Genomic DNA, 24,842 nt, shown 5'->3' with positions numbered 1-24,842 from the left:
AGGAAAAACATGAGTTCACCCCAAGCCCTGTTATCGGCATGCGCCACAAATCAGGAAGAGCAACAACGCCTTATCGATAACGCCTCCGGCACCCTGTCACTTTGGGATAACTGGTTAAAACCTGTCAGCCCTGAGACGGAAACGGGTGACGATCCGGCCTATGACGACAATTTCCAGCTGATGCGCGAAGAAATTAATAAGCTCTCGGGGACCGATCCGGCGCTGCTCTGTACGCTGGCGGAAAAGATACTGTGTGAAAGCGCCAAAGATATCCGTGTCGTCACATGGTATATCCAGGCCCGGCTTAGCCGCGACGGTGAGAAAGGACTGGCAGAAGGGTTATTACTGCTGGTCGCGATGCTGTCCCGCTACGGCAAACGCTGTCACCCACTGCGCGCTAATGCCAGGAAAGCTGCACTGGAATGGTTAAATAGCTCAAAAATGCTGGATACACTTTCGCGCTGGCCGGAAGTGGATCGGGATGATGCCGTGCTGACTGCGGGGGCTGTCAGTTTGCTGGCGGCGAGCGTCGCTGACTGGCCTGAAGATGAAAAACCCTCTTTTGCCGGTTTCTGTGCCATCCTGGATAATCGCCTGGCGCATTCCGGCGGGGTGGAGGTGCTTATACCCCAGAACAGCAGCATTCATGAAACCGGACGCGACACCGTCTTTTCTCCGTCGCCACAACTGACTGCCGTGAAGTCCGGGCGTGATTTGCTCGATCAGGCAAGGCTACTTTCCGACTGGCTGGGTGAGCAACCGCAGGGATGGTTGGCCTCTCACCGGCTGATAAAAACCATTCGCTGGGATACAGTCGATCAGATCCCGCCGCTGGACAGCGCTGGCCGTACCCGGCTGCTCCCGCCTAAACCCGAGTACCGGGCGCAACTGAAGCGTCTGTATCTGCAGAAAAACTGGGCTGAGCTGGTCGAACAGGCCAGCCAGATGTTCTGCGAAGCGGTGAACCATTTCTGGCTCGATCTTCAGTGGTATCTCTGGCAGGGGCTCAGCCATTCGGGGCAGCCGTGGGAGAACTGGTCGGCGTCAGTCCTGCTGGATCTGCGGCTGCTCCTCAGACGCCTGCCCGGGCTGGAAGGACTGGCATGGAATGACGGCACTCCGTTTGCAGATGAGGTGACCATGGGCTGGATTGCGGAAAAGGTACACGAAGAGGGGTTGTCATTTGGTACTGAGCCAGTAACGGCTGCCACTGGGCATGAAGACGACGTGCTGTTACTGGAATCTGAAGCGATGGAAAAGGGCGACAGCGAAGGGCCTGAAGCTGCACTCGCCTGGCTCCAGTCCCGCCCGGGAATGGATACCCCGCGTCAGCGCTGGCTGGTGCGCCTGCTGATGGCCCGGGTGGCCGAGCAGTATGGACGCAACGAGATGGCGCTGCATCTGCTGGGGGAACTGACGGCTTCCGCTCCGCTGTTGACGCTAGCGGACTGGGAGCCGGGCCTGCTGTTCGAGGTTCAGGCCCGCCGCCTGAAGCTGCTGCGCATGAAAGCCAGTCGCAGCGAGTCCGATAAAACCCGGCTGATGCCCGAGATGGATGTGTTGCTGGCGGGGCTGATTGCCATCGATCCGGCCCGGGCCATGGTGCTGTGTGACTAGAATATCTTTGTTAACTATCAGGAATACTGTGCATGGATGACTTAACCCTGCGCTATTACGAGGCCGAAATGCGCTATCTGCGTGAGGCCGGAAAAGAATTTGCCCGCGCCCACCCGGACCGGGCGGCGATGCTTAACCTGGATAAACCCGGTGCCCGCGATCCTTACGTAGAACGTCTGTTTGAAGGATTTGCCTTCCTGATGGGCAGGCTGCGTGAAAAGCTCGATGATGACTTGCCGGAGCTGACTGAGGGGCTGGTGAGCCTGTTATGGCCACACTACATGCGGACCATCCCGTCGCTTGCCATCGTTGAGTTTACGCCGGACTGGCGGAGCCTGCGTCAGGCAGAGACGCTGGCAGAAGGATTTTCGGTGCTGTCGCGTCCGGTGGGGCCACACAAAACCGCCTGCCAGTACCGCACCACGCGGGATGTCCCCCTGCAACCCCTGCACCTTGCGGGTGCGCGACTGCATACCGAAACGGACGGCCGTTCGGCCATCCGCCTGCGTTTTGAATGCCCGGAAAAAGTGGACTGGAGCAAGGCCGGGCTTGAGAAAGTCGCTATTTTCCTGAATGCCGAAAGCCCGGTCAGTTCCGCCTTGCATCTGGCGATGACCCGTCGGGTGCATGCCATGTATGCCCGTCATGCCGGAACCGGCACTGAACGCCATACGTTTGACGGCTGGTGCAGACCGGTGGGTTTTGATGACAATGACGGTCTGTGGAAGAAAAGCGACACGGCATTCAGCGGCTATCAGCTGCTGCTGGAGTATTTCAGCTTCCGTCCGAAGTTTATGTTTGTGGAGCTGCGCGGCCTTGACACTATCGGACTGACGGCGGCCAGCACCTGGTTTGAAATCGACATGGTGCTCAGTGAAGCCTGGTCACCTGACCTGCCGTTTGAAACGGATAATTTCCGCCTGCACTGTGCGCCGGTTATCAATCTCTTCACGCTTGAGGCAGATCCGCTGACGCTCAGTCCGCTGGAGAATGAGTACCTGCTGCGGCCGCTGCGCCTCCAGGACGGGCACACCGAGATTTACAGCGTGGATAATATCCACGGCGCGGTGAAGCTCGGCAAGCACCATTATGTCCCGTTCACCAGCTTCCGGCACCGGGGCGGCATGATGCGCCACGATGCGCCGGAGCGCTACTACCACACGCGCGTTAAGCGCGGCGCTTCCGGTCTTTATGACACCTGGCTTATCCTCGGCGGACGTTCTTTCGAGCTGGATCAGCTTTCCGAAAAACCGGAATCGCTCTCCATGCGGATCACCGGCACCAACGGCCAGCTGCCGCGTAAGGCACTGGAAAGTACCCTGCTGGACAGGGTGGTGAAAGCGGGCAAAGTTCCGGTCAGGGTACTGAACGTCACGGCCCCCACCATGCCCCTGTATCCTCCGGCAAACGACCGGTTCCACTGGAGGGTGATGAGCCATCTCGGCTCAAACTTCCTCAGCATGATGGATAACCCGGAAGTGCTGCGCGGGACGCTGGCGCTGTACGACTGGACCGGTGATGAGATGAACCGCCGTCGCCTTGAGGCCATCGTTGCGGTGAAGCACACACTGATCCGCCGCTTTGAAAAAGGTTTAATGCTGCGGGGCGTGGATATCGAGATCACGCTGAACATGGACAACTTTGCAGGCGAGGGCGACGTGAACCTGTTCGGCGAGATGCTGCACCGTTTCTTCGCGCTCTATGCGGATATTCACCTCTTTAACCAGCTCACGCTGGTACTGCAACCGACAGGGAAACGACTGAGATGGAACGAGAATCACAGCCAGCACGTACCAGGCTGACGTTAACCCTCAATAAGGACATCTGGCAGGCTAATTTTTATCGTTTCTGCCAGTTGCTGGAGCAGGAGCATCCAGATGCGCCGAAGCTCGGTGCGACCAGCCATCCGGGCGACGATCCGGTGCGTTTCCGCTCCTGGCCGGGGATGGGATTCCCGGTCACCGAGCTGCGGACGGTTGAGACCGATGAGGAAAATCCCGGGTTACCCCCGACCGTCCGCACCACCTTCCTGGGGATGTACGGTGTGGATTCACCCCTGCCGGGCGCGTATCTGGATGATATCGCACAGCGCCGGGATGGTTATGAGGCGGTCACGTCGTTTCTGGACATCTTCAGTCACCGCATCACCACGCAGTACTACCGGATCTGGCGCAAATACGCTTATCCGGCCACCTTTGAGGCGGGCGGGGAAGATGCGACATCACAGTGCCTGCTGGGGCTGGTGGGGCTGGGTATCCCGGGCACGGCGGAACATGTGGAAACGCCGGTTTCCCGCTTTCTGGCGCTGCTCGGCACCATGCGGCTGCCCACCCGCAATGCGGAAGGTATCCGCGCGCTGGTCAGCCTGCTGGCTCCGCATACCCGTGTGGTTATCACCCAACCCGACCCGGTTACAGTGCATATCGAAAACCGCACCGGGCTGGAAGCCGGAAACCGTGTCCGACTTTCGCAGCGGGCAACGCTTGGCAAAACCGCCAGGGAAGCCTGTAGCAGGGTGCGGGTTACGCTTGTCACGGAAGATCCTGACGAAGCCGAAGGCTGGTTACCCGGTGGTCAGATCCATACTGACCTGCTGGTTCTGATGCGGGTTTATCTGGGTTACCGCAGCGATGCACGGCTGCGTCTTACCGTACCGGTCCGGTTGTTGCCTGATCCCCGGCTGGGTAAAGCCCGGCGAATACAGCTGGGACGCACCGGACTGCTCGGCCTGAAGGACGGCAGGCTCAGCGATAACCGGGAAACCCTGACGGTCAGCCTGGGCTGCTATGAAGGGCTGCACAGCCAGGCTCTGTCGCCCGCTGAAGACGGTCATTACCGTTTCGATTAATTACGCACTTTCCCTCTTCAAAAGGATTGCTAAATGACACAAGTCACCCGCTGGCTGACGCTGGCGCTTATCGCCTGCACCCTGCTGGCAGGCTGTGGCCTGACCCAGACCGTGACGGACGGTACCGTTAGCCTCACAAAGTCCATTTTTTACAAGAAAATTAATACACTGCATCTGGATTTTACCCCCCGTACCGCGGCAAATGCTGACGGTGCCCAGACGCCGCTGGCCACCATGGTACGGGTTTACCAGCTGAAAGACCGTCAGGCAGTCGATAGTGCTGATTATCAGGCTCTGTTGCGCAATGCTGATGCGGTACTGAAAGACGATGTACTGGCCTCAAAAGCGCTGCTGGTGATGCCCAAAGGCAGCGTGACGCTCAATATGCCGATGGATGAAGACGCACAATTCGTCGCCGTGGTGGGGCTGTTTAACCGCCCGGACATGCAGGACAACCGCTGGCGTCAGGTGCTCACGCGGGATGACCTCGACCCAGATAAACCTCGTATCATTGAACTGGGCGACGGCTGGCTCAGCCTTGTGCCTGTAAAGGAGTGATGTGATGGACAAGGACAACTGGCTGGCGCTGTTTGACGGGCTGCCGCGCTATCTGCTGGAGATTAACGACAGCCCGGTAAAACCTGATGTGCTGAAGTTTACCGGACGCGAAGCACTCAGCGAGCCGTTTCGCTGGGAAATCGACTTCACTACCCCGCAGGGCTATATCGCCCCGGAACAGGTGCTGATGAAATACGCCACCCTGCGTATGCGCAGCGGGAAGGCGGTGCACGGCATCATCACCCGTCTGGAGTGGATATCCACCACCGCCGACCAGTCCCATTACCAGGTGGTGCTGAGCTCCCGTCTGGCACTGCTGACGCGTATCCGTCAGTGCAGTGTATTTCAGAATCAGTCGGTGCCGGAGGTGGTGGAGCAGGTATTACGCCAGCATGGCCTTGAAGGCGCGGATTTTGATTTTCGTCTGGAGCGCACCTACCCGGCACGTGAACTGATTACTCAGTGGCGGGAGACGGACCTGGAATTTATTCAGCGCATACTGTCAGAGGTCGGGATTTTCTGGCGCACGGAAATGGACGAGGCGCGCGGGCTGGATATTTATATTTTTGCCGACAGCCAGCTGAACTACCGGTTTGACGTTCATCTGCCGTACCGCGAGCCGTCCGGGCTGTATGACGGGGCACAGGAGTCAGTGTGGGACGTGTCCACCCTGAACCAGGTGGTGCCGGGCATGGTCAGCGTACGGGATTACAACTACCGTATCGCCGGAACACCGATGGACGCGACGGTGAGCGTGCGCAGTGAGGCGGTGACCACCGGAGAGCATTACCGCTACGTCGCGCCGTACCGGGAGGCAGGCGACGACACCGACCCGGAGCCGGAGACCGAATCCGGTGCCTTTTATGCCCGCATTCACCATGAGCGGGAACTGAACGCCTCGGCGCGTATTCATCTGGAGAGTAACGCCGCATGCCTGCTGCCGGGCCAGGTGCTGGAGCCGCAGGGCGAGGTGATTCGGGCGCTTAAGGAGGGTGTGGTCATCACCACCATGGAGTACCATGCCGCCCGTGACACCCGCCTGCATGTCTCCGTCGACGGGATGCCCTATACCGAACGTTACTGCTTCCGCCCGGCAGAAACCTAACGCCCGGAAGTGCACGGCACGTTGCCCGCACGGGTTGAGAGCCGGGAGAAGAACGACATCTACGCGCATCTGGATGAACAGGGTCGCTACCGCGTCAGGCTGGATTTCGACCGGGACGATACTGGACAGGGGTTTGCCTACCTGTGGCTGCGGATGGCGAAGCCGTATGCCGGTGGGACATACGGCTGGCACACCCCGCTGCTCGACGGTACCGAAGTGGCCATCGCATACAGCAACGGCGACATCGACCTGCCGTATATCTCCCACGCCCTGCATGATTCTGAGCACCCGGACCATGTTGCCCGCGACAACCACACCCGCAACGTGCTGCGCACGCCTGCGAATAACAAGATGCGGATGGAAGACCAGCGCGGGGAGGAGCATATCAAGCTCGCCACGGAGTACGGCAAAACGCAGCTGAATACCGGGCATCTGGTGGACGTGCAGGAGATACCCCGTGGCAAGGGTTTTGAACTCAGAACCGATGAGCACGGCGTGATTCGCGTCGCAAAAGGGCTGTTTATCACCGCGGACGGACAGCAGAAGGCGGCGGGCGAGGTGCTGGAGATGGAGACCGCCCTGAAGGAAATCGATATCTGCCTGCAACAGCTTCAGCAGCTTGAGGTGGCGGCAGAGCAGGCGCAGGCGCTGAAAGCCGACATTGACAGCCAGATTGCGATGTTTGAAAAGTGCCTGAAGCCGCTGAACGAAACCCTGCTGTTCTCCGCGCCGGAAGGGATGGCATTCACCAGCGGTGAGCATCTGCAGATGACCGCCGCGAAGAACATTGCCATTAACGCCGGGAGCGATATCAGCACTGGCGTGATGGGCAACATGACGGCGCTGGCCGGAGAAAAAATCGGGCTGTTTGCGAGAACGGGGCAACTGAGCCTGAAAGCCAGCGAAGGCCAGGTGGAGATGCAGGCGCAGAACGGGAAGATACAGTTGATTGCAGAGAAGAAGCTGACGATGAGTTCGGCGAGTGACATCTTGTTTGCCGGAAAAAAACGCATCACCCTGATTGGTGGCGGGAGCTACCTGCGGCTGGAGGCGGGGAAGATTGAGTACGGCACCCTGGGGACGTATCTGAGAAGGACGAAGCGGACCATGGCTGCGAGGGCGGCGAGTATGCCAGCTAAGGCCGTAACAGGTGGAGGGATTTGCCTCAGTTGCTTGATGAAAGCGGCGATGAATGGTAATGCTTTCGTCATACGGTGGGAGTCATGATTAATAGTTCATATGATTTCATTATGAGAACTTTAATGTCCTATCCTGATTGTTCATTATTTGCACTTGTTGACGGTTTGCAATACGAGCGTCATTTCGGGGATGAGATTCAGCACGAACCGGGGGTTGCTGAACCTCTTTTAAATAGCTGGCCTGACTCCCGTCTTGCATTTGCAGGGCCTTGGTTATTTCGGCTTAATAACTCAGTCAGTCATCGTGACAAACTTAAACAACTGGCAGTGGCTGTTCCATCTGTTTCTTGGATAATTTCCTCCGAGTCACTTGAAAGTTTAATCGACCATTTCAAATTTTTTTTAAATTTGCAGCTACCGGACAGACGGTGTGCTCTTTTCCGATTTTATGATCCAAGGGTTCTGGCAGAAATCGAATTTTTGTTGGATGAAACTCACTATGAACAGCTTGTTAACAGAACGAAGGAGTGGGTATTTTGGGTAGGTGGAGAAATTGGAAGTATGAAAGACAAAGCTAACTATTACACCGGTCGACAATTGGAAGACAGCGAGAATTAAATGATAATTAAATTATCGCAGCAGCAGATTGAACAACTTACACAACTAGAAACAAAAAATTATATTAAGCGCCTGCATGAGCTTATTGTCAGAAATTCCCCCTCTCTTTCTGCAGATAAACAATTGATTACAAGACTAAAAGACGCTGATGAGTTCGTGAGTGTTCATGATTTTCAGAATCAAGAAGTTAAAACAGACTTTTTGATAATGAATGCCTTTGAACCCAATTTCTATAAAACGGAAGCGATGCAAGACTGGTTACTGAATGGTGAAGAAAGCACCGAAAGTGAATACATCAAGTACCAACAAATCAGGGAAAATCTGGTAAAAAGAATGTTCGGAGGAGTCAATGAGTGATATTGGAAGTACGTTCACCGTTCCATCCGGCAGGACAGGGACTTTTCCGCGAACCGGAGGAGGCCGCCTGGGTGGTATAATTGGTGTTATTCAGGAGCTTGACTCTGCCAGAAAAGCATATCTTGTACGGATGGCTGAAATGGAGAAAGTGAAAGCAGAAGCTGCAACAATGACGAAGGAATTAAGTGAGGAAGGTTGTGATCCTTGTGTCTATACTCAAGGGCAGGTTACCTTACAGAATATAGAAGGTTGGTCCGATGTCAGTATTGCGTATCAGTTTTATATTTGTCAGTTCCCTATTCATTTTCCTGTTATGAAAATAATGGAATGGACTTATGGCGTGGCATTTGATGGATTTGCGCCGAAAGAATGCGTACTGAAAGAAAGCAAGGCCAACTATGATCAATTTTTCAATACTAACGGGACGCTAAAATTCTTTATTGCACTAACTAAAGGTGATGATGGTCTTTTTTTGGAACAAGCTAACAGACAAAATGAGTGTGCAATTAAAGGGATGCCTCCAGGTAAACTCGAGTGGTACTTTATGCAACCAGTGAGCGCAAATTATGCACAAGAGATGTTTGCGATGAGTGGGCTGCGGATAAATGTCATCCACAAACCAATGCCTGCTAAATTCATTAAAAATATTTTCCCTGGGAATGTATGAGGTCTTATATGTTTTATAAATTACAGCTTGTATTTTATAGAAACAAACAAACTAAATTAAGTTTAATTTTTGAAGAGTTGGCTGAATTTATTAGACAATTGCCGGATTGGAAGGAGAAACCTAGCACATGGTTCATAGCTCATCCAACGGAAACTATGATCGCAATAGATAATAATTACATAGCGGAAAAAGCTAATGATTATGTTGGTGTCATGATTGCGAAAAAGAAGAATTTCAATATTGTTCTGGCAGATAAAAATAAAGATGATAGTGTTTTGACAGTATGGCTAATGAATACACCGGCAATCTCGGACAATAGATATTATCTGACATTAACAATCGCATCGTTATCTGATAAAAATAATAAAGCAATATTCATTAACTTAATTAAAAGTCTTTTAAAAAACATACCTTGGGATTTCAGGTATATTATGCTCGATACTGAGCAATATAAAATGAAACAGAAGGCTGTATTTAACGATAGAGTACCCGTTGGATGGATGTTATATCTCCCCAAAGTTATTGATGCAAACGATGCAGTTAATGCGTCTGAAATTATATACTGCAATGATAAGTTAGGTACAATTATTGTATCAAAAGAAATTTTTATTGGTAATAACCAAAATGATATAACTATTTCGAATAATATTGAAATTGAATTAGCTGCAAATGGTCACTTACCGTTGATGACGGAGCTTTGAGCCTACCTTACGCGCACGTGAATGAGCAGGGCCGTTACCGCGTCAGGCTGAATTTCGACCGGGACGATACTGGACAGGGGTTTGCTTACCTGTGGCTGCGGATGGCGAAGCCGTATGCCGGCGAAACGTACGGCTGGCACACCCCGCTGCTCGACGGTACCGAAGTGGCCATCGCATACAGCAACGGCGACATCGACCTGCCGTATATCTCCCACGCCCTGCACGATGCTGAACATCCGGACCATGTTGCCCGCGACAACCACACCCGCAACGTGCTGCGCACCCCCGCGAACAACAAGCTGCGGATGGAAGACCGGCGCGGGGAGGAGCATATCAAACTCGCCACGGAGTACGGCAAAACCCAGCTGAATACCGGGCATCTGGTGGACGTGCAGGAGATACCCCGTGGCAAGGGTTTTGAACTCAGAACCGATGAGCACGGCGTGATTCGCGTCGCAAAAGGGCTGTTTATCACCGCGGACGGACAGCAGATGGCGGCGGGCGAGGTGCTGGAGATGGAGACCGCCCTGAAAGAAATTGATATCTGCCTGCAGCAGCTTCAGCAACTGGAAACTGCCGCTGAACAGGCGCAGGCGCTGAAGGCGGACATTGACAGCCAGATACAGATGTTTGAAAAGCGCCTGAAGCCGCTGAACGAAACCCTGCTGTTCTCCGCGCCGGAAGGGATGGCATTCACCAGCGGTGAGCATCTGCAGATGACCGCCGCGAAGAACATTGCCATTAACGCCGGGAGCGATATCAGCACTGGCGTGATGGGCAACATGACGGCGCTGGCCGGAGAAAAAATCGGGTTGTTTGCGAGAACGGGGCAACTGAGCCTGAAAGCCAGCGAAGGCCAGGTGGAGATGCAGGCGCAGAACGGGAAGATGCAGTTGATTGCGGAGAAAAAGCTGACGATGAGTTCGGCGAGTGACATCTCGTTTGCCGGAAAAAAACGCATCACCCTGATTGGTGGCGGGAGTTACCTGCGGCTGGAGGCGGGGAAGATTGATTACGGCACCCTGGGGACGTATCTGAGAAGGACGAAGCGGACGATGGCGGCGGGGGGTAATTCCTTGGAGCAAGACCAGACTAAAATGCCCACACCATTACCCATTTTGTCATGTGGACCAAACTCCGCCTGTTTCAGAATTTCAGATGCATTAACAGGGGCAGAAGATATGGAATTTGCTTATCAGGTTAATACACCCACAGGTGCGTTGCAGGGAAGAACTGATTCAGCACTGACGTATACAGTGAATTCGTATACTGAAGAAAACGTGGTCCTGGACTATGTTTTCCAGATTAGAGCGGGGACTAGGTGATGACCGTTTCATCGACAACGACGTCAAAGGAACCGGAACAGCAGGAAAAGAAAGTCAGTGTGGAATTCTTTCATATTGATAAGATTCCGGATGCGATGAGAAATATGGGGTGGGAGATGGCTCCTAAGTTAATGGAACAGTGGTTTGAAATTTCGCCAGCATTTGCGTTCACTGCTGAAAGTAAAAGAAAATCATTAGATGAGGACGCAAGAAACTTGCCACCAACTCAAGTTAGTACTGAAATAGTCAAAATGTCCTGGGCAATAAAATTTGAACAAGTTAGCGCTGGGATTGAAGAACTTTCTGGTCGTTGGAAAAGTACAAAAGGTATTGCCCGACTAAAAAAACTTCTTCAGAGTAAAGGTGATTTCAATAAAAATGTGATATCTCTTGGGTACACTGACGATGTTATAGAATTGGATAAAACATCCCAGGTCAATCTCATTCCAATAGGTAGTAAATTGGATACGATAAACGATTGGTATGGTGCAATGGGTAACTCAAATCTTAAAATATGCGTTCGTGGAATGACACAAACCAGGAAAGAAAAAACATTTTTTATTGTAGATAAGCTGGGATTCTACTTGAAGGATACCTATGATTTTGTTGATGAAGGGAATTCATCAGAGCCTCTAGGGATTTGGAGTAAAGATCGCATTCTCAATAAAGAAGAAACTAGTATTTACATGTCTACCTACTTATCTGGTTTGTGGGGGCATCTGGTGAGAAGTTTTTCAGGATTTGTACCTATCTTTAATAAAGATTTTCGGGAGTGGCAAAGAAAAAATGATTCAGGTGGGGATTATATTGTTTTTTCTGATGTATTATGGGTCTCACCGAGAGGAAACGACAAGGAGATCCCTCTGTAAATGAAAATAAAAAAAGTACACATTGTTTTTTTCCTATTATTAATTACTTGGTTTTTTTTGCCTTCTACTTTGTTTGTCAATGAAAAAACAAAGAGGTTTGATATGGTCAGCCCTGATGGAAAATACAAAGTAGATATATACCATGCTAAAATAATATCTCCGCTATCACTTTATAAATACCTGAAGAATGAGGATTATTATTTTATTTTATACGACGTTGAAGGGAAAGTAATATTTAAACCTTCCCCATTTTACGGCACATCTGAAGTTGCAGCCTATGACTCTATTGAATTCTTATACGGCACAGATAAAGAACTTCTTTATCCTGGCGAACTAGGTTATGACGGCTATGTCTTAAAATAAACCCATCCAAATCCTGACCTCGGAGAGCGACATCACGTTTGCGGAGAAAAAGCGCATCACGCTCATCGGCGGCGGAAGCTACCTGCGGCTCGAAGCCGTTAAAATCGAGTACGGAACCCTGGGGACGTACCTGCGGCGAACGAAAAGGACGATGGCGGCTGTATCTAATAACTTACCAGTCGTAACAAAAACATTGCCACTAGTAGAGGAGTTGATAAAAGATGGTTTATATGATGAGCAATTTCGTGTGATAGATGACGAAGGTATACCAATAGTGAACACACTATATTTTATTCGTAATAAGAGCGGAGAAAAATTTAAAGATTTTACAGACTCTCAGGGTTATGTAAACGAGTGTTCACTAAAGAATCGTCAAAATTAACTGTTTGGCTTGGAGTGCATGCACTGGGGGTTTCGCTAGGTTTTGTAATGATATATATGAGATATATTGTTATCCCGGTGAGGTTTCTTTCTGTTTTATAAAGATAAAATACACTTTATTGGCTATTGGCTATTGGCTATTGGCTATTGGTTTGGTTATTATCTATATGATCTCTTCTTGGTATGGCACAAATCCACTTCGAGTTAGTTTGATGCTTTCCTGGTGTTTAACCGGATATAGCATAGTAGTTATTGGTGGTGTTGTAAAAAAGAGTATTTATGAAAATAAAGAAAGCACAATAAAGTATGTGATTTGTGCTTCGCTATAGGATTCACGAATTTATTATGAATTATAAACGCCCATCTTTATATGAAACGCTTACTGGTAATTTTACAGGGGATCTCTCCATGGAGCTGGCAAGCGAAGAGGACCAGGTCATTTTGTCTGTACTGGATAATATTCAGCGTATTCTCAATTCAAGAGCCGGAGCCATTTCACATTTGCCTGACTACGGTTTGCCTGATATGACAAAAATCCTTCAGGGCATGCCAGGAACCGCACATCAACTGACAGCGACGTTATCGAATGTTTTATTAAAGTACGAACCCCGGTTGCAGTCGATGAATGTGACTTTACTGGAGCAGCACATTCCGGGTGAATTGAGATACTCCATAGATGCGGAGTTGAAAGGTGTCGGGCTGGTGCGTTACGGCACTGAATTCATGCCTGATGGGAAGGTTCTGCTTCGACATCTGAAGCAGCAAAACTATCTTGATAAACGTTCCTGTTTTTGAATTTCTGTGACCCGTCAAGGACAGCATGATGAATCCGGTAAACACCCACCACCTCAAAACCGGCGGGGACCCACGCACGTTTGTGGATTACGCAGTCCTGCGCGATGAAATGAACAAACTGACCCATCCGGCACGCCCGGACGTCAACTGGCGGCATGCGGATACACTCTGCCTCTCGCTGTTTGAGCACAATGGGGTGGAACTCCAGACCGCCGCCTGGTACACACTCGTCCGCACCCGGCTGGCTGGCATGTACGGCATGAACGAAGGACTGGCGATACTGAAAACGCTCCTTTCCCACCAGTGGGTCAATATCTGGCCGCAACCGGTACCTGCGCGAATGGAAATTCTCAGCAATCTGAATAAACGTCTGCAGCAGGAGATGCGCACCCTGACGCTGTCGTATGCCGACCTCAGCCAGTTGCACCAGGCGGAAGCTCACCTGACTGCGCTGGGTGAGGTGCTGCAGCGTCTGGAGCTGAAGCATGCCAGCCAGCTTGATGCCCTGCGCACCCTGATGCATAACGCGGCGGTGCGGCTGGAAAGCAGCGACGGCGGGAGAAATGCGGGTGGTGCTGTCATCCCGGCCAGCCTTACAGCCCCGTCAGAACACGTAAAGCGGGTGCATGTCGTGCAGCCAGAGCCGCTGCCGGACAGGCAGGTGATGACCGGACCGCCGGTACCTGCGAAGCCCTGGAAGCCATTTACCGCCGGAATGCTGACTATGCTGGTGCTGGCCGGGGCGTGCGTATGGGGTTGGCAGGTAACACATCAGCCGGACCCGCAAAAGGTGGAGTTTGCCGCCACGCTTTCTCCGCTGCCCGTCGCGCTTTCCGGTGAGCAACTGGCCCGGCTGCGACAAAAAGCGCCGTCGTCTGAAACGGGTCTACAGCAAACACAGCAGCAACTCACACGGCTTGCACAGTTAAAACCGGACTGGGCTATCAGTTATGGCGACAGTCTGGTGCAGCAGGCACTGTTCCTTTGGCCTGAAGAGGCGAAACCGCTGGCGCAACAGTGGCAGCAGCAGCTGGAGGCCGCTGTATTACCGTCTGAGTCGCTTGATGGCTGGCATCAGGGGATGACGCAGCTACAGCAGCTGGCGAATCAACTGAACGCGCTGGATGAGAAGCGAGGCAAATACATGACCGTCAGCGAACTGAAAACGGCGGTGTTCGCCATCGCGCAGTCGTTTAACCGTACCATTCCTGTGGAAGAACTGTTACGACAGATGGCGGTACAGGCGCAGGGAGGGCAGATTTCTCCGGCACAGAAAAAACAGACTGAAGCCCGGCTGAATCAGTTGCTGAGTCGTTACGCTTTACCGGAAAACCGGCCCGGAGACAAAACGCGATGAATCGGCTTCAAAAATAACGGAATACCCATACCCCGTGGACTGTTGAACATCCGCAGTATCTGGAGTAGCACTACCGGCATCAGCCATTAATGGAGCTGGCGGCATATCTGGGCCGGACGCCGGGAGCCGTGGCTCTGATGGCGGAAAAAATGGGCGTGCTGAGCGGACGGTTCTTGACTGAGGACGAATGACAGATACTGAAAATGTACTATCCGGACGAAGGATTCGCCATTACCGCTCGTCTACCGGGAAGACATTCCGTAGCAGTGAAGGTGATGGCTAGGCGGATGGGGTTGAAAAAATCCGCACGGAGCACCAGTGGTTTTCGTCCCTGGAGTGATGAAGAATGGCAGAAGCTGGAGAGTAATATGCATCTGGGTGTGGCGGAACAACTGAAAACGTGCGCAGTAGAGTAGGCCCGTGAACGGTTATTGAACAGAAAATCATCGTGTAAATAGCATTTAATATTACCGATTCTGGTCAGCCGGAACGGAATAAAACGTCGGGAGAGAATGTGTCAGCCAGAGAACATTTTTTTAAAAAATTGCAGCATAAAAACGACAGAGTACCGTCCGGCATAAAATCTGCTGACGCAGAAGTCAGAACGTTCTGCTCGCGAATGGATGGACTTGCGCAGCAAATCAGCCAGTGGTTCGCGGGTTCCGGAATCGAGGTGACGCTATCCACCAGACATCTACATGACCTGAGCGCGGTGGGCTACAGCCTGAACAGCGGCATATGCCGTTATGACATCACCGCCATCCGGTTGCAGAACGGCGACCGTAGCGTCCGACTTCTTCCAGAGCAGCTCTGGAATGGCGCTGAGACAGGCATTGTGACCCTGCATGTCGATGCGCCCGGTATCCGCCAGACGTTTTATCTGAGCATGGCGCCGGAAACGGGCTGGTTTATCCGGCGTCAGTATCAGAGCGCAAAAGACAACGTCATCATGACCGAAGAGCGCTTTTTTGAGACTGTAGACAGGCTGGCCTGAAACCACCTACCTTACTTCTGCAACACTTCAGCAAACTTCGCCAGCCACTGCGGATGCGCAGGCCAGGCCGGAGCCGTAACCAGATTGTCATCGACATACGCCTCATCGATACCAATATCAGCGTAGTATCCGCCGGCGAGTCGGACTTCCGGCGCGCAGGCCGGGTAGGCGCTGCAGGTCCGTCCTTTCAGAACATCAGCGGCGGCCAGGAGCTGAGCCCCGTGACATACGGCGGCTATCGGCTTGCGCGCCTGGTCAAAGGCCCGCACCAGTTCAAGTACCTTCTCATTGAGGCGCAGATATTCCGGCGCCCGTCCGCCCGGAATTAACAGGGCGTCATAATCCTCTTCTTGCACCTCAGCAAAATCGGCGTTGAGAATAAAACGGTGGCCAGGTTTCTCGCTGTAGGTCTGGGCGCCGTCAAAATCATGGATCGCCGTCATGATAAAGTCGCCTTTGGCTTTGTCAGGACAGACCGCGTCAACCTGATGGCCAATCATCTGTAATGCCTGAAACGGCACCATGGTTTCGTAATCTTCTGCATAATCCCCGACCAGCATCAGGATCTTTTTGCTCATCTTAACCACTCCTCAAGGAATACATTGAAAGACAGATGGCGACATCACGCCGCCAACACTTTATTACGACCATCATTCTTGGCGCGATACAGCGCATCGTCCACGCGCTTAAACAGATCGTCGATATTTTCCTCCGGGTTATGCCGCGCCACTCCGATGCTGACGGTAAAGCGGGGCAGGCCGGAGATAGCAATGCGGGCAACCGCGGCGCGCAGGGTTTCTGCGATCTGCATCGCCGCGTCCAGCGACGTGCGGGGCAGCAGCAGCACAAACTCCTCGCCGCCCCAGCGGAAAACGTAATCATCTTTTCGACAACAGCTTTCCAACATTCGCGAGAGGGCAATCAACACCTCATCGCCTTTCTGATGTCCAAACACATCGTTGATGCGCTTGAAGTGATCCGTATCCACCAGCAGCAGGCTGAACTCCTGCTGGGCCGGAAGATGATTCGGTGAGGCTTGATCGGTGAGGTTATAAAACTGACGGCGATTGAGCAGGCCGGTTAACGAGTCGCGCAGCGCGGCGTGTTCGAGCTCCTGTTCAAGTCGTTTTTGCTCGGTTATATCGTGAATGATGCACAGCATCAGTTTATCGCCGTAAATCTCAATCGGGCCGGCATAGGTCTGTACGTGACGGGTGGTGCCGTCAGCCAGTCGATGGACAAAGTTGAGCGGCTTATGGCCGCCGGGCAGGCGCGCGATTTCGGTCATCACCGGCAGAATATTGCGCCCGAGGGTGTTGATCTCCCAGGTGTGCTTGCTGCACATCTGTTCATGGGAGTAGCCATAAAAATTGAGTGCCGCGAGGTTGGCATCCACCACCTGACCGTCCCGGGCGGGATCGATTAACAGCATTGGCGCACTGTTGGTCAGGAAAAAACGTGCGTAGAACCCCTGCTTTTTGCGCTGGTAAGTCCCGGAGCTGGTGGCTTTAAGACCCGTTACCGGTTGCCGGGCGATGCCCTCAAAAACAATCACCTCGCCGCAGGTATCAAAAAAGGCCAGCGACAGTCGGCAGCTGAGGCTGATCTGCTGGTTATTTACCAGCACGCTCCAGATTTCAATAATCTCTTGTTGGGTCTTTAAATCGGGCACATACATCGCAAGCGTTGCCTGCGCATGTGCCGAGCAGACTCCTTTGCGCAGGCTGTCCAGCGTCGCGTCCTGCATGATCTTTTTTGCTGCCGTATTGGCGAAAAGAACATCCTCCGTGACCGGGGATACTACCCACACGGGCGTTTTAAGCATATCCAGCGCAGCAAACCCTGAAAGCGACATAGGCCAGTCTCAGTTATCAGCACGTCACGTGCCTGAAATCCACGACGGAGCGGCACGCGTGGGCTTCTCTGAAACATACTCTACTTCATCCGATCGGGCAGGATTTTTTTGTGATATCCGTGTGAAATTTGTATTAATTATACCAGCTGGAACAGTTTTATTTTCCGACGATGTTAGTGCATAAAAAAAAGCTCACTTTTCCATTCGTTAATGACCTGCAAAATATATAGCGTTCCAGGGCGCAGGCATATTTTGTCAGGCTTCAGCCCAAACCGGCACTATATTCTGTTGCTCACATCCCCGGACGGTAAACCGTCCAGCCATTGCGTCCCTCATTCCTGGCGTTAAACAACGCCATATCCGCTTTCAGTTTAAGCTCATGCAGGGTCAGGCCGTGTTCAGGGTAGAGACTTATCCCGGCGCTGAGGGATATATTCAACGCATGACCGCTAAGGTAAAAAGGCTGGGCAATATCACTCACCAGCATTGTACAGAGTGCTGACATCTGGGCTTCGTCACAGTCTGGCCCCGAAATCACAAACTCATCCCCGCCCATACGGGCAAGGGTCATGGCGGGGTGCAATCTGGCCTTGATGAGTTTAACGACATTGATCAGCAATGCATCCCCGACAAAATGGCCCCAGGTGTCATTAATACTCCTGAAGCGGTCGAGATTGAGAAAAATAAGCGCAAAAGGGCGGTTGTTTTCATCTGCCTGGCGCAGATCATCCAGCAACATGAGGTCCATTTGATGGCGGTTCGCCAGTCCGGTGAGGCCGTCGTAGCGCGCCTGGATCTCCAGCTGGTTGTTCAGCTGGCGCAGGTTCTCGGTCAGTTGGTGGGCGCGGTTATGTGAATCGATGTGAGAGATAATTAACATAATGCCGAGCAATAACAGCGTTGTGGCTGAAACCCAGACAGAGAGTCTCATTTCGCCGATCCCGGCGGATATGGCATGTGCGCCCGAATGGAAATCCGCGGCGGCCATGCCGGTATAGTGCATCGCGCACACGGCCGCACCCAGCACCCCGGCGGCGATAATCCGCTTCTTCACCACACCTTTGTGTTGATGGCGAAAATGAAAGGCCAGTCGCAAGCCGGTGCCAGAAGCGATGAGCGAAATCACCCCCGACAGCAGCACAACGGGCATATTCCAGCGGATCGCGCTATGGGCCAGCAGGGCAGACATCCCCACATAATGCATCGAGACGATGCCCGCACTGAGGATGACGGTGGCCAGCAGCAGGCGGGGCAGGGAGAGCGAACCCCCTGACACGGCAGTATTGATAGCCAGCGTTGCCGCGACCAGCGAGATGCCGAATGAGGTGAGGGTGAGCTCCGGATCGTAACTCATCATTACCGGCATGCGCATCGCCAGCATGCCGATAAAATGCATCGACCAGATCCCCGTGCCCAGCGTTACGCCGCCAGCGAAGCGCCAGAACAGCGAGGCTCGCGAGTTGGCGAGCCGTATTTTCCCTGCACTGTCCAGCGCGACAAATGCGGCGAAAAACGCGACCAGCCAGGAAACGCCTATGAGGATGGGATCCCACGCGATGTACATCATCAAAATTCTCACGCTTAACAGTCACAGAAAAACACTGGCGGCGTTAAAACGAACCGCACAGGTATACGAGGGTATCTATTTAATTCAGTATCGGATTAGCGCTGGGAAAACATTAATGTTTTTTTCAGTAAAAACGTAAAATATGTTCCTTAATGCGTTAGTTAAGCGTGGCTAAATTGCCATCATCTGGAGTGGGAATAGGGCTTAAGTATGAAGGTTTGAATAGCTGCATTATCGCTCACCGCTTTGACATTCCCTGGTTACGGCAACATCAGTGTATAGTACTTTAATTATTGCTTTGGTGGGCGCATTTGTTCTACCTAACGCAAATAATAAGAGGTATACCATTTATGAGTTGTCTCTACGAAATGAAGATGAAAAATTAAAAACGCAATGCTATATATTCCTTATCATCTAAAAATTCCGTTGTGGGATATATTATGCTCAGGAACATTAGCGTAAGGACTTTTATTCTTTCTTATCTGATGGTTGTCTTTCTTTTAATTGATGGGTTGGTCATTTCTTTAGCACCGCAAACACCTCTGTTAATTTCACTTAATATTCTGTTTATCGTCGCGTTTATGTTCCTCCGGGTTTACATGACCCGGTACCTGGTTGTGCCCATCAATACGGTAAAAAGAAGCATCGAAGAAGTTGTCTCCGGCAATCTGGGCGTTACTATTCCTGAATTTGGTAATAACTGCGCGGGGCGATTGATCCCGGGCATTAACACCCTGTCGGGCAACATCGCCACGCTGGTGCGTGAGATTCGCTCCTCCTCCGCAACCGCAATGAGTCTGTCTGAACAGCTGGCCACCCGCAGTTCGGCACTGGCAGCGAAAACGGAGCTGCAGTCCGCGTCGCTGATCCAGACCTCTGCCAGCATGGAACAGATGGCAGCTACCACTAAAAACACCGCTGATAACACTCGCCTCGCCAATGAAAAGGCAAACGTGGCGACTCTGCAGGCAAAGAGAGGAGGCGAGCTGATGGGGCAGGTTGCCAACAATATGCACTCCATTACTGAATGCGCCCAGCAGATGACCGAGATCATCACCATGATTGACGGTATCGCGTTCCAGACCAATATCCTGGCGCTCAATGCCGCGGTTGAAGCTGCCCGGGCCGGCGATCATGGCAAGGGCTTCTCCGTGGTGGCGGGGGAAGTGCGCAGCCTGGCGCATCGTAGTGCCGAGGCGGCAAAAAGCATTAAATCCCTGATTGCCGTGACCAGCAGCAACGTCAGTCAGGGGGCGATGGTGGTGGCCGAAGCCGAAAAGAACATGCATGAAATCGTCAGCGGCTCAGGACAGGTCAGCAAGCTGATGGATGAGATTTCCACCTCGACCTATGAACAGGAGAAGGGCATCGCGCAAATCACTCAGGCCCTGACCGATCTGGAAAACGTCACCCAGAGTAACGTGGGGATGGTGGAAGAGCTGTCCGGCTCCTCGACGGTGCTAAAAAATCAGGTGGTTGAGTTGCAGGCCCGTACGCGAAATTTCCATCTGGAACCGGCATCCTCTGCGCCATTATTCGATGGGCAACATCACCCCGCGCGTGCCTGACACGCCATCTGATATAAAAGCCTGGTTCGCCAGGCTTTTTTGTCCGCCGCAGTTGATTCAGGAATAGTCTCTTTTATGAATAAATTCAGCGCGATGGCGGGGTAAATGGTTGCTTAACTTGCCGGTGTGGCTAGACTGACAGCAAAGAACAGCTACTGGCGGAGGCGCTGTGGAAGGCTTAAAAGGATCGGAAGTTAACGTTCCTGACGCAGTTTTTGCGTGGTTACTCGATGGGAAAGGTGGGGCGAGACCGCTCACCGATAACGATATTATCGATCGGCAACATCCCTGCTGGCTGCACCTGAACTATACCCAGCCGGAGAGCGCTCACTGGCTGGCTTCAACCCCGTTATTGCCCAACAACGTGCGCGACGCGCTGGCGGGGGAAAGCCTGCGCCCGCGCGTGACCCGTATGGGCGAGGGGACACTCATTACCCTGCGCTGTATTAATGGCAGCACCGATGAGCGGCCGGATCAGCTGGTGGCGATGCGCCTTTATATGGATGAGCGACTGATTGTCTCGACCCGGCAGCGAAAAGTGCTGGCGCTGGACGATGTCGTCGGGGATTTAAAAGAGGGCACCGGCCCGGAGGATTGCGGGAGCTGGCTGGTGGATGTCTGCGACGCGCTCACCGATCATGCCAGCGAGTTTATCGAAGAGCTGCACGATAAGATCATCGATCTGGAAGATAATCTGATCGATCAGGTTATTCCGCCTCGCGGATTTCTGGCGCTGCTGCGTAAACAGCTGATCGTGATGCGCCGCTACATGGCCCCGCAGCGCGATGTTTATGCCCGGCTGGCAAGTGAACGACTCCCCTGGATGAATGACGATCAGCGTCGCAGAATGCAGGATATTGCCGACCGCCTCGGACGCGGCCTCGATGAAATCGACGCCTGTATTGCCCGTACGGCGATACTGACAGACGAAATCGCGCAGGTCATGCAGGAGTCGCTCTCCCGCAGAACCTACACTATGTCGCTGATGGCGATGGTCTTTCTGCCCAGCACCTTCTTAACCGGGCTATTTGGCGTCAACCTCGGAGGGATCCCCGGCGGGGAGTTCCGCTTCGGCTTTTCACTGTTTTGCATCATGTTAGTCGTTTTAATTGGTGGTGTTGCGTGGTGGTTACATCGCAGTAAATGGTTGTAAATTTACACTATTCTGGCGTTCAGATGCGCCTGAAACGCTATTTTAATTGAGCGAGGTCAATAAACCCTTTACCCATAAGGTGCACTATCTCTCCCGCAGGTGAATGCAACGTCAAGCGATGGGCGTTGCGCTCCATATTGTCTTACTTCCTTTTTTGAATTACTGCATAGCAAAATTGATTCGTACGACGCCGACTTAAATAAGTCGGCTTTTTTTTGCCTGCAACCCCGCAGCGACTACCCTAAAAGAGACAATCCGTTCTTCTGGAGGGTAATATGGCTATGCTCTTGACACTGCTGCTGCAACAAACCCGGCAATCGGATCCGATACCCGTCGATCCAGTGCCCGTTCCTGAACCGATCCCACGCCCGCAGCCGATGCCGGATCCGCCACCGGATGAAGTCCCGATTAAAATGTCGCATCAAAGGCGGAGATCTGCGAGGATACGCGCCTGCTGACTGTGAGTTTTTTACCGCGAGAATAACTGTGACTGCTTTTTCAACGCTGAACGTACTGCCTGCCGCCCAACTCGATAATCTTAACGAGTTGGGTTACCTGACGATGACCCCTGTACAAGCTGCCGCGCTGCCAGCGATCCTGGAAGGACGCGATGTCCGCGTACAGGCGAAAACCGGCAGTGGCAAAACGGCGACATTTGGTCTTGGGCTGTTACAGCATATTGATGCCAGCCTTTATAAGACGCAGTCGCTGGTACTTTGTCCGACGCGCGAGCTGGCGGATCAAGTGGCGGCAGAGTTACGTCGCCTGGCGCGTTTTCTGCCAAACACCAAAATTTTAACCCTCTGCGGTGGCCAGCCGTTTGGCGCCCAGCGCGATTCTTTACAGCATGCGCCGCACATCATCGTCGCCACGCCGGGGCGTTTGCTTGATCATTTGCAGAAAGGTACGGTCTCCCTCGACGCGCTCCAGACCCTGGTGCTGGACGAAGCCGACCGGATGCTGGATATGGGCTTTAGCGAAGCCATCGACGAGGTGACGCGTTTTGCCCCGCCGTCGCGCCAGACCATGCTCTTTTCGGCCACCTGGCCCGAGGCGATTGCCGCCATCAGCGGGCGCGTACAGCAAAACCCGATCGCCATCGAAATTGATACCGTCGACGCCCTCCCGGCGATTGAACAGCAGTTCTTCGATACCACCCAGCGGGGAAAAATCCCGCTGCTGCAAAAGCTGCTCAGCGTGCATCAGCCCGCCTCCTGCGTGGTGTTCTGTAATACCAAAAAAGATTGTCAGGCGGTGTGTGATGCCCTGACCGAGGCCGGACAGAGCGCGCTGTCGCTGCATGGCGACCTTGAGCAGCGCGACCGCGATCAGACCCTGGTGCGTTTTGCCAACGGCAGCGCCCGCGTGCTGGTAGCGACAGACGTAGCCGCCCGCGGTCTGGACATCAAATCTCTGGAGCTGGTAGTGAACTACGAGCTGGCCTGGGACCCGGAAGTGCACGTACACCGCATCGGCCGTACTGCCCGTGCGGGTAATAGCGGTCTGGCGATCAGCTTCTGTGCCCCGGAAGAGGCGCAGCGGGCTAACATCCTGGCAGAAATGCTGCAAATCAAGCTGAACTGGGTCGATGCTCCGGCAAACGTCGGTATTGTGCCGCTGGCCGCCGAAATGGCGACGCTCTGTATCGACGGCGGGAAAAAAGCCAAAATGCGTCCAGGTGATGTGTTGGGCGCGCTGACCGGTGATATTGGCCTCGACGGCGCTGATATTGGCAAAATCGCGGTGCACCCGGCACATGTGTACGTGGCGGTACGTCAGTCGGTGGCGCAAAAAGCGTGGAAACAGCTGCAAAACGGCAAGATCAAAGGCAAAAACTGCAAGGTTCGTCTGCTGAAATAAGCGGGCGGAAGAGCGTCTCAGCGGTAGCGCTGAGACGCTTAAAGATTACTTCACTTCAATAACGTTCAGACGCATCTCATCCAGCTGAGTGTCATCCTCTTCCGGCTGCCAGCCCGCGGGCTGCATCGGGATCTCTTCGCGATCGAATGCCAGATCGCCGCCGTTCACCACTTCTGAACCGTGCTTAATCCCTTTGAAATCAAACAGGTTGATATCGCTCAGGTGCGAAGGCACCACGTTCTGCATCGCGCTGAACATGGTCTCGATGCGGCCCGGGTAGCGTTTGTCCCAGTCGCGCAGCATATCGCCAATCACCTGACGCTGCAGGTTCGGCTGGGAGCCGCACAGATTGCACGGAATGATCGGGAAGGCTTTGGCCTCGGAAAAACGCTCGATGTCCTTTTCGCGGCAGTAGGCAAGGGGACGGATCACAATGTGCTTCCCGTCGTCGCTCATCAGCTTCGGTGGCATGCCTTTCATTTTGCCGCCGTAGAACATGTTCAGAAACAGCGTCTGTAAAATATCATCGCGGTGGTGGCCGAGGGCAATCTTGGTTGCGCCGAGCTCGGTGGCCGTACGATACAGAATGCCGCGACGCAGACGCGAGCAGAGCGAGCAGGTGGTTTTCCCTTCCGGGATCTTCTCTTTAACGATGCCGTAGGTGTTCTCTTCGACAATTTTGTACTCAACGCCCAGCTGCTCCAGGTATTCCGGCAGGATATGCTCCGGGAAGCCCGGCTGCTTCTGATCCAGGTTGACGGCCACTAACGAAAAATTGACCGGCGCGCTTTGCTGAAGATTGCGCAGGATTTCCAGCAAGGTATAGCTGTCTTTGCCGCCAGACAGGCAGACCATAATGCGGTCGCCTTCTTCAATCATGTTGTAATCTGCAATGGCTTCACCGACGTTGCGGCGCAGACGCTTTTGCAGTTTGTTGAGGTTGTATTGTTCTTTCTTAGTAACTTCTTGATTTTGTTGCATTTATTGCTACCTGTGGAACCAAAAGGGGCATAAAAGGGGCAAAGTTTTTTTCAGAGTGACAGTTTGTCATACAACGTCATCCCCTGTCCGCTAATCAATTCTTCATCTACGCATCAGAGTCTTCATCAATGTATTGCGTGTTTACTTTCCCATCTGGTTCGTTA

22 protein-coding genes and 2 pseudogenes are annotated in these 24,842 nt (G+C 53.0%); 20 read left to right on the top strand and 4 right to left on the bottom strand.

Annotated features, from left to right (window positions below):
- Window positions 1-9: 9 nt before the first annotated feature.
- The 16 genes and pseudogenes from tssA to ES815_RS22175 all read left to right on the top strand — a co-directional run bounded on the left by tssA (window position 10) and on the right by ES815_RS22175 (window position 15,694).
- Entirely contained in the window at window positions 10-1,617 is a 1,608-nt protein-coding gene (gene tssA / locus ES815_RS22250) for a type VI secretion system protein TssA (protein ID WP_142489764.1), read from the top strand.
- 32 nt (window positions 1,618-1,649) lie between these two features.
- Window positions 1,650-3,419 carry a type VI secretion system baseplate subunit TssF gene (gene tssF / locus ES815_RS22245; RefSeq protein ID WP_142489763.1) on the top strand — a complete coding sequence of 590 codons (1,770 nt, stop codon included), beginning with the start codon at window positions 1,650-1,652 and terminating at the stop codon, window positions 3,417-3,419.
- The gene (gene tssG, locus ES815_RS22240; protein WP_142489762.1) at window positions 3,383-4,465 is read left to right on the top strand and encodes a type VI secretion system baseplate subunit TssG; all 1,083 of its coding nucleotides are present in this window, start codon (window positions 3,383-3,385) and stop codon (window positions 4,463-4,465) included. Before tssF ends, tssG begins: the two co-directional genes overlap by 37 nt.
- 33 nt (window positions 4,466-4,498) lie before the next feature.
- Window positions 4,499-5,023, top strand: coding sequence for a type VI secretion system lipoprotein TssJ (gene tssJ / locus ES815_RS22235; RefSeq protein ID WP_142489761.1), 525 nt, complete (start codon window positions 4,499-4,501; stop codon window positions 5,021-5,023).
- 4 nt (window positions 5,024-5,027) lie between these two features.
- Window positions 5,028-7,355 (top strand): annotated as a pseudogene (locus ES815_RS22230) (type VI secretion system Vgr family protein).
- Complete coding sequence (locus tag ES815_RS22225; protein ID WP_260609649.1) at window positions 7,352-7,885, top strand: DUF4123 domain-containing protein; 534 nt, start codon at window positions 7,352-7,354, stop codon at window positions 7,883-7,885. Before ES815_RS22230 ends, ES815_RS22225 begins: the two are co-directional and overlap by 4 nt.
- Entirely contained in the window at window positions 7,886-8,242 is a 357-nt protein-coding gene (locus ES815_RS22220; RefSeq protein ID WP_142489760.1) for a hypothetical protein, read from the top strand. It abuts the gene before it with no gap.
- A complete protein-coding gene (locus tag ES815_RS22215; protein ID WP_142489759.1) occupies window positions 8,235-8,909 on the top strand; it encodes a restriction endonuclease fold toxin 5 domain-containing protein in 675 nt (224 codons plus the stop codon). Before ES815_RS22220 ends, ES815_RS22215 begins: the two co-directional genes overlap by 8 nt.
- An 8-nt stretch (window positions 8,910-8,917) precedes the next feature.
- Window positions 8,918-9,610 (top strand): Imm52 family immunity protein, encoded by a 693-nt coding sequence (locus ES815_RS22210; RefSeq protein ID WP_185902365.1) that lies wholly within the window; start codon window positions 8,918-8,920, stop codon window positions 9,608-9,610.
- An 8-nt stretch (window positions 9,611-9,618) separates the two neighbouring features.
- Window positions 9,619-10,935, top strand: a pseudogene (locus ES815_RS22205) (DUF2345 domain-containing protein); the annotation flags it as partial.
- The gene (locus tag ES815_RS22200; protein ID WP_142489756.1) at window positions 10,935-11,804 is read left to right on the top strand and encodes a DUF6402 family protein; all 870 of its coding nucleotides are present in this window, start codon (window positions 10,935-10,937) and stop codon (window positions 11,802-11,804) included. The pseudogene ES815_RS22205 and the gene ES815_RS22200, both read left to right, overlap by 1 nt.
- Window positions 11,805-12,167, top strand: coding sequence for a DUF6201 family protein (locus ES815_RS22195; RefSeq protein ID WP_142489755.1), 363 nt, complete (start codon window positions 11,805-11,807; stop codon window positions 12,165-12,167). It begins immediately after the preceding gene.
- 151 nt (window positions 12,168-12,318) lie between these two features.
- Window positions 12,319-12,549 (top strand): hypothetical protein, encoded by a 231-nt coding sequence (locus ES815_RS23810; RefSeq protein ID WP_185902364.1) that lies wholly within the window; start codon window positions 12,319-12,321, stop codon window positions 12,547-12,549.
- A 344-nt stretch (window positions 12,550-12,893) separates the two neighbouring features.
- Window positions 12,894-13,343: a type VI secretion system baseplate subunit TssE gene (gene tssE / locus ES815_RS22185; RefSeq protein ID WP_142489754.1), complete on the top strand. Its 450-nt coding sequence runs from the start codon at window positions 12,894-12,896 to the stop codon at window positions 13,341-13,343.
- 28 nt (window positions 13,344-13,371) lie between these two features.
- Window positions 13,372-14,700: a VasL domain-containing protein gene (locus ES815_RS22180; RefSeq protein ID WP_142490108.1), complete on the top strand. Its 1,329-nt coding sequence runs from the start codon at window positions 13,372-13,374 to the stop codon at window positions 14,698-14,700.
- Window positions 14,701-15,214: 514 nt separating this feature from the next.
- On the top strand, window positions 15,215-15,694 hold the full coding sequence (locus ES815_RS22175) for a hypothetical protein (protein ID WP_142489753.1): 480 nt from the start codon (window positions 15,215-15,217) through the stop codon (window positions 15,692-15,694).
- Between the two features lie 11 nt (window positions 15,695-15,705).
- Here ES815_RS22175 and ES815_RS22170 read toward each other — a convergent pair whose 3' ends face one another.
- The 3 genes from ES815_RS22170 to ES815_RS22160 form a co-directional block, all read right to left on the bottom strand.
- Window positions 15,706-16,272, bottom strand: coding sequence for a DJ-1/PfpI family protein (locus tag ES815_RS22170; RefSeq protein WP_142489752.1), 567 nt, complete (start codon window positions 16,270-16,272; stop codon window positions 15,706-15,708).
- Window positions 16,273-16,316: 44 nt separating this feature from the next.
- Entirely contained in the window at window positions 16,317-17,549 is a 1,233-nt protein-coding gene (locus ES815_RS22165) for a sensor domain-containing diguanylate cyclase (protein ID WP_142489751.1), read from the bottom strand.
- Window positions 17,550-17,841: 292 nt separating this feature from the next.
- Window positions 17,842-19,116: a diguanylate cyclase domain-containing protein gene (locus ES815_RS22160; protein WP_142489750.1), complete on the bottom strand. Its 1,275-nt coding sequence runs from the start codon at window positions 19,114-19,116 to the stop codon at window positions 17,842-17,844.
- A 599-nt stretch (window positions 19,117-19,715) separates the two neighbouring features.
- Here ES815_RS22160 and ES815_RS22155 point away from each other — a divergent pair.
- The 4 genes from ES815_RS22155 to dbpA all read left to right on the top strand — a co-directional run bounded on the left by ES815_RS22155 (window position 19,716) and on the right by dbpA (window position 23,697).
- Window positions 19,716-20,684 carry a methyl-accepting chemotaxis protein gene (locus tag ES815_RS22155; protein ID WP_260609648.1) on the top strand — a complete coding sequence of 323 codons (969 nt, stop codon included), beginning with the start codon at window positions 19,716-19,718 and terminating at the stop codon, window positions 20,682-20,684.
- A 169-nt stretch (window positions 20,685-20,853) separates the two neighbouring features.
- Complete coding sequence (gene zntB / locus ES815_RS22150) at window positions 20,854-21,837, top strand: zinc transporter ZntB (protein WP_142489748.1); 984 nt, start codon at window positions 20,854-20,856, stop codon at window positions 21,835-21,837.
- A 281-nt stretch (window positions 21,838-22,118) separates the two neighbouring features.
- Window positions 22,119-22,295 carry a hypothetical protein gene (locus ES815_RS24075; protein ID WP_285111870.1) on the top strand — a complete coding sequence of 59 codons (177 nt, stop codon included), beginning with the start codon at window positions 22,119-22,121 and terminating at the stop codon, window positions 22,293-22,295.
- A 28-nt stretch (window positions 22,296-22,323) separates the two neighbouring features.
- Window positions 22,324-23,697 (top strand): ATP-dependent RNA helicase DbpA, encoded by a 1,374-nt coding sequence (gene dbpA, locus ES815_RS22140; RefSeq protein ID WP_142489746.1) that lies wholly within the window; start codon window positions 22,324-22,326, stop codon window positions 23,695-23,697.
- A gap of 45 nt (window positions 23,698-23,742) precedes the next feature.
- Here dbpA and ttcA read toward each other — a convergent pair whose 3' ends face one another.
- Window positions 23,743-24,678: a tRNA 2-thiocytidine(32) synthetase TtcA gene (gene ttcA, locus ES815_RS22135; RefSeq protein ID WP_142489745.1), complete on the bottom strand. Its 936-nt coding sequence runs from the start codon at window positions 24,676-24,678 to the stop codon at window positions 23,743-23,745.
- Window positions 24,679-24,842 lie beyond the last annotated feature (164 nt).

This window comes from Leclercia adecarboxylata, assembly GCF_006874705.1.
GTDB lineage: Bacteria > Pseudomonadota > Gammaproteobacteria > Enterobacterales > Enterobacteriaceae > Enterobacter > Enterobacter adecarboxylatus_C.
Note: the sequence above shows the minus strand (reverse complement) of the source record. Positions and strands in the feature narration are given on the sequence as shown.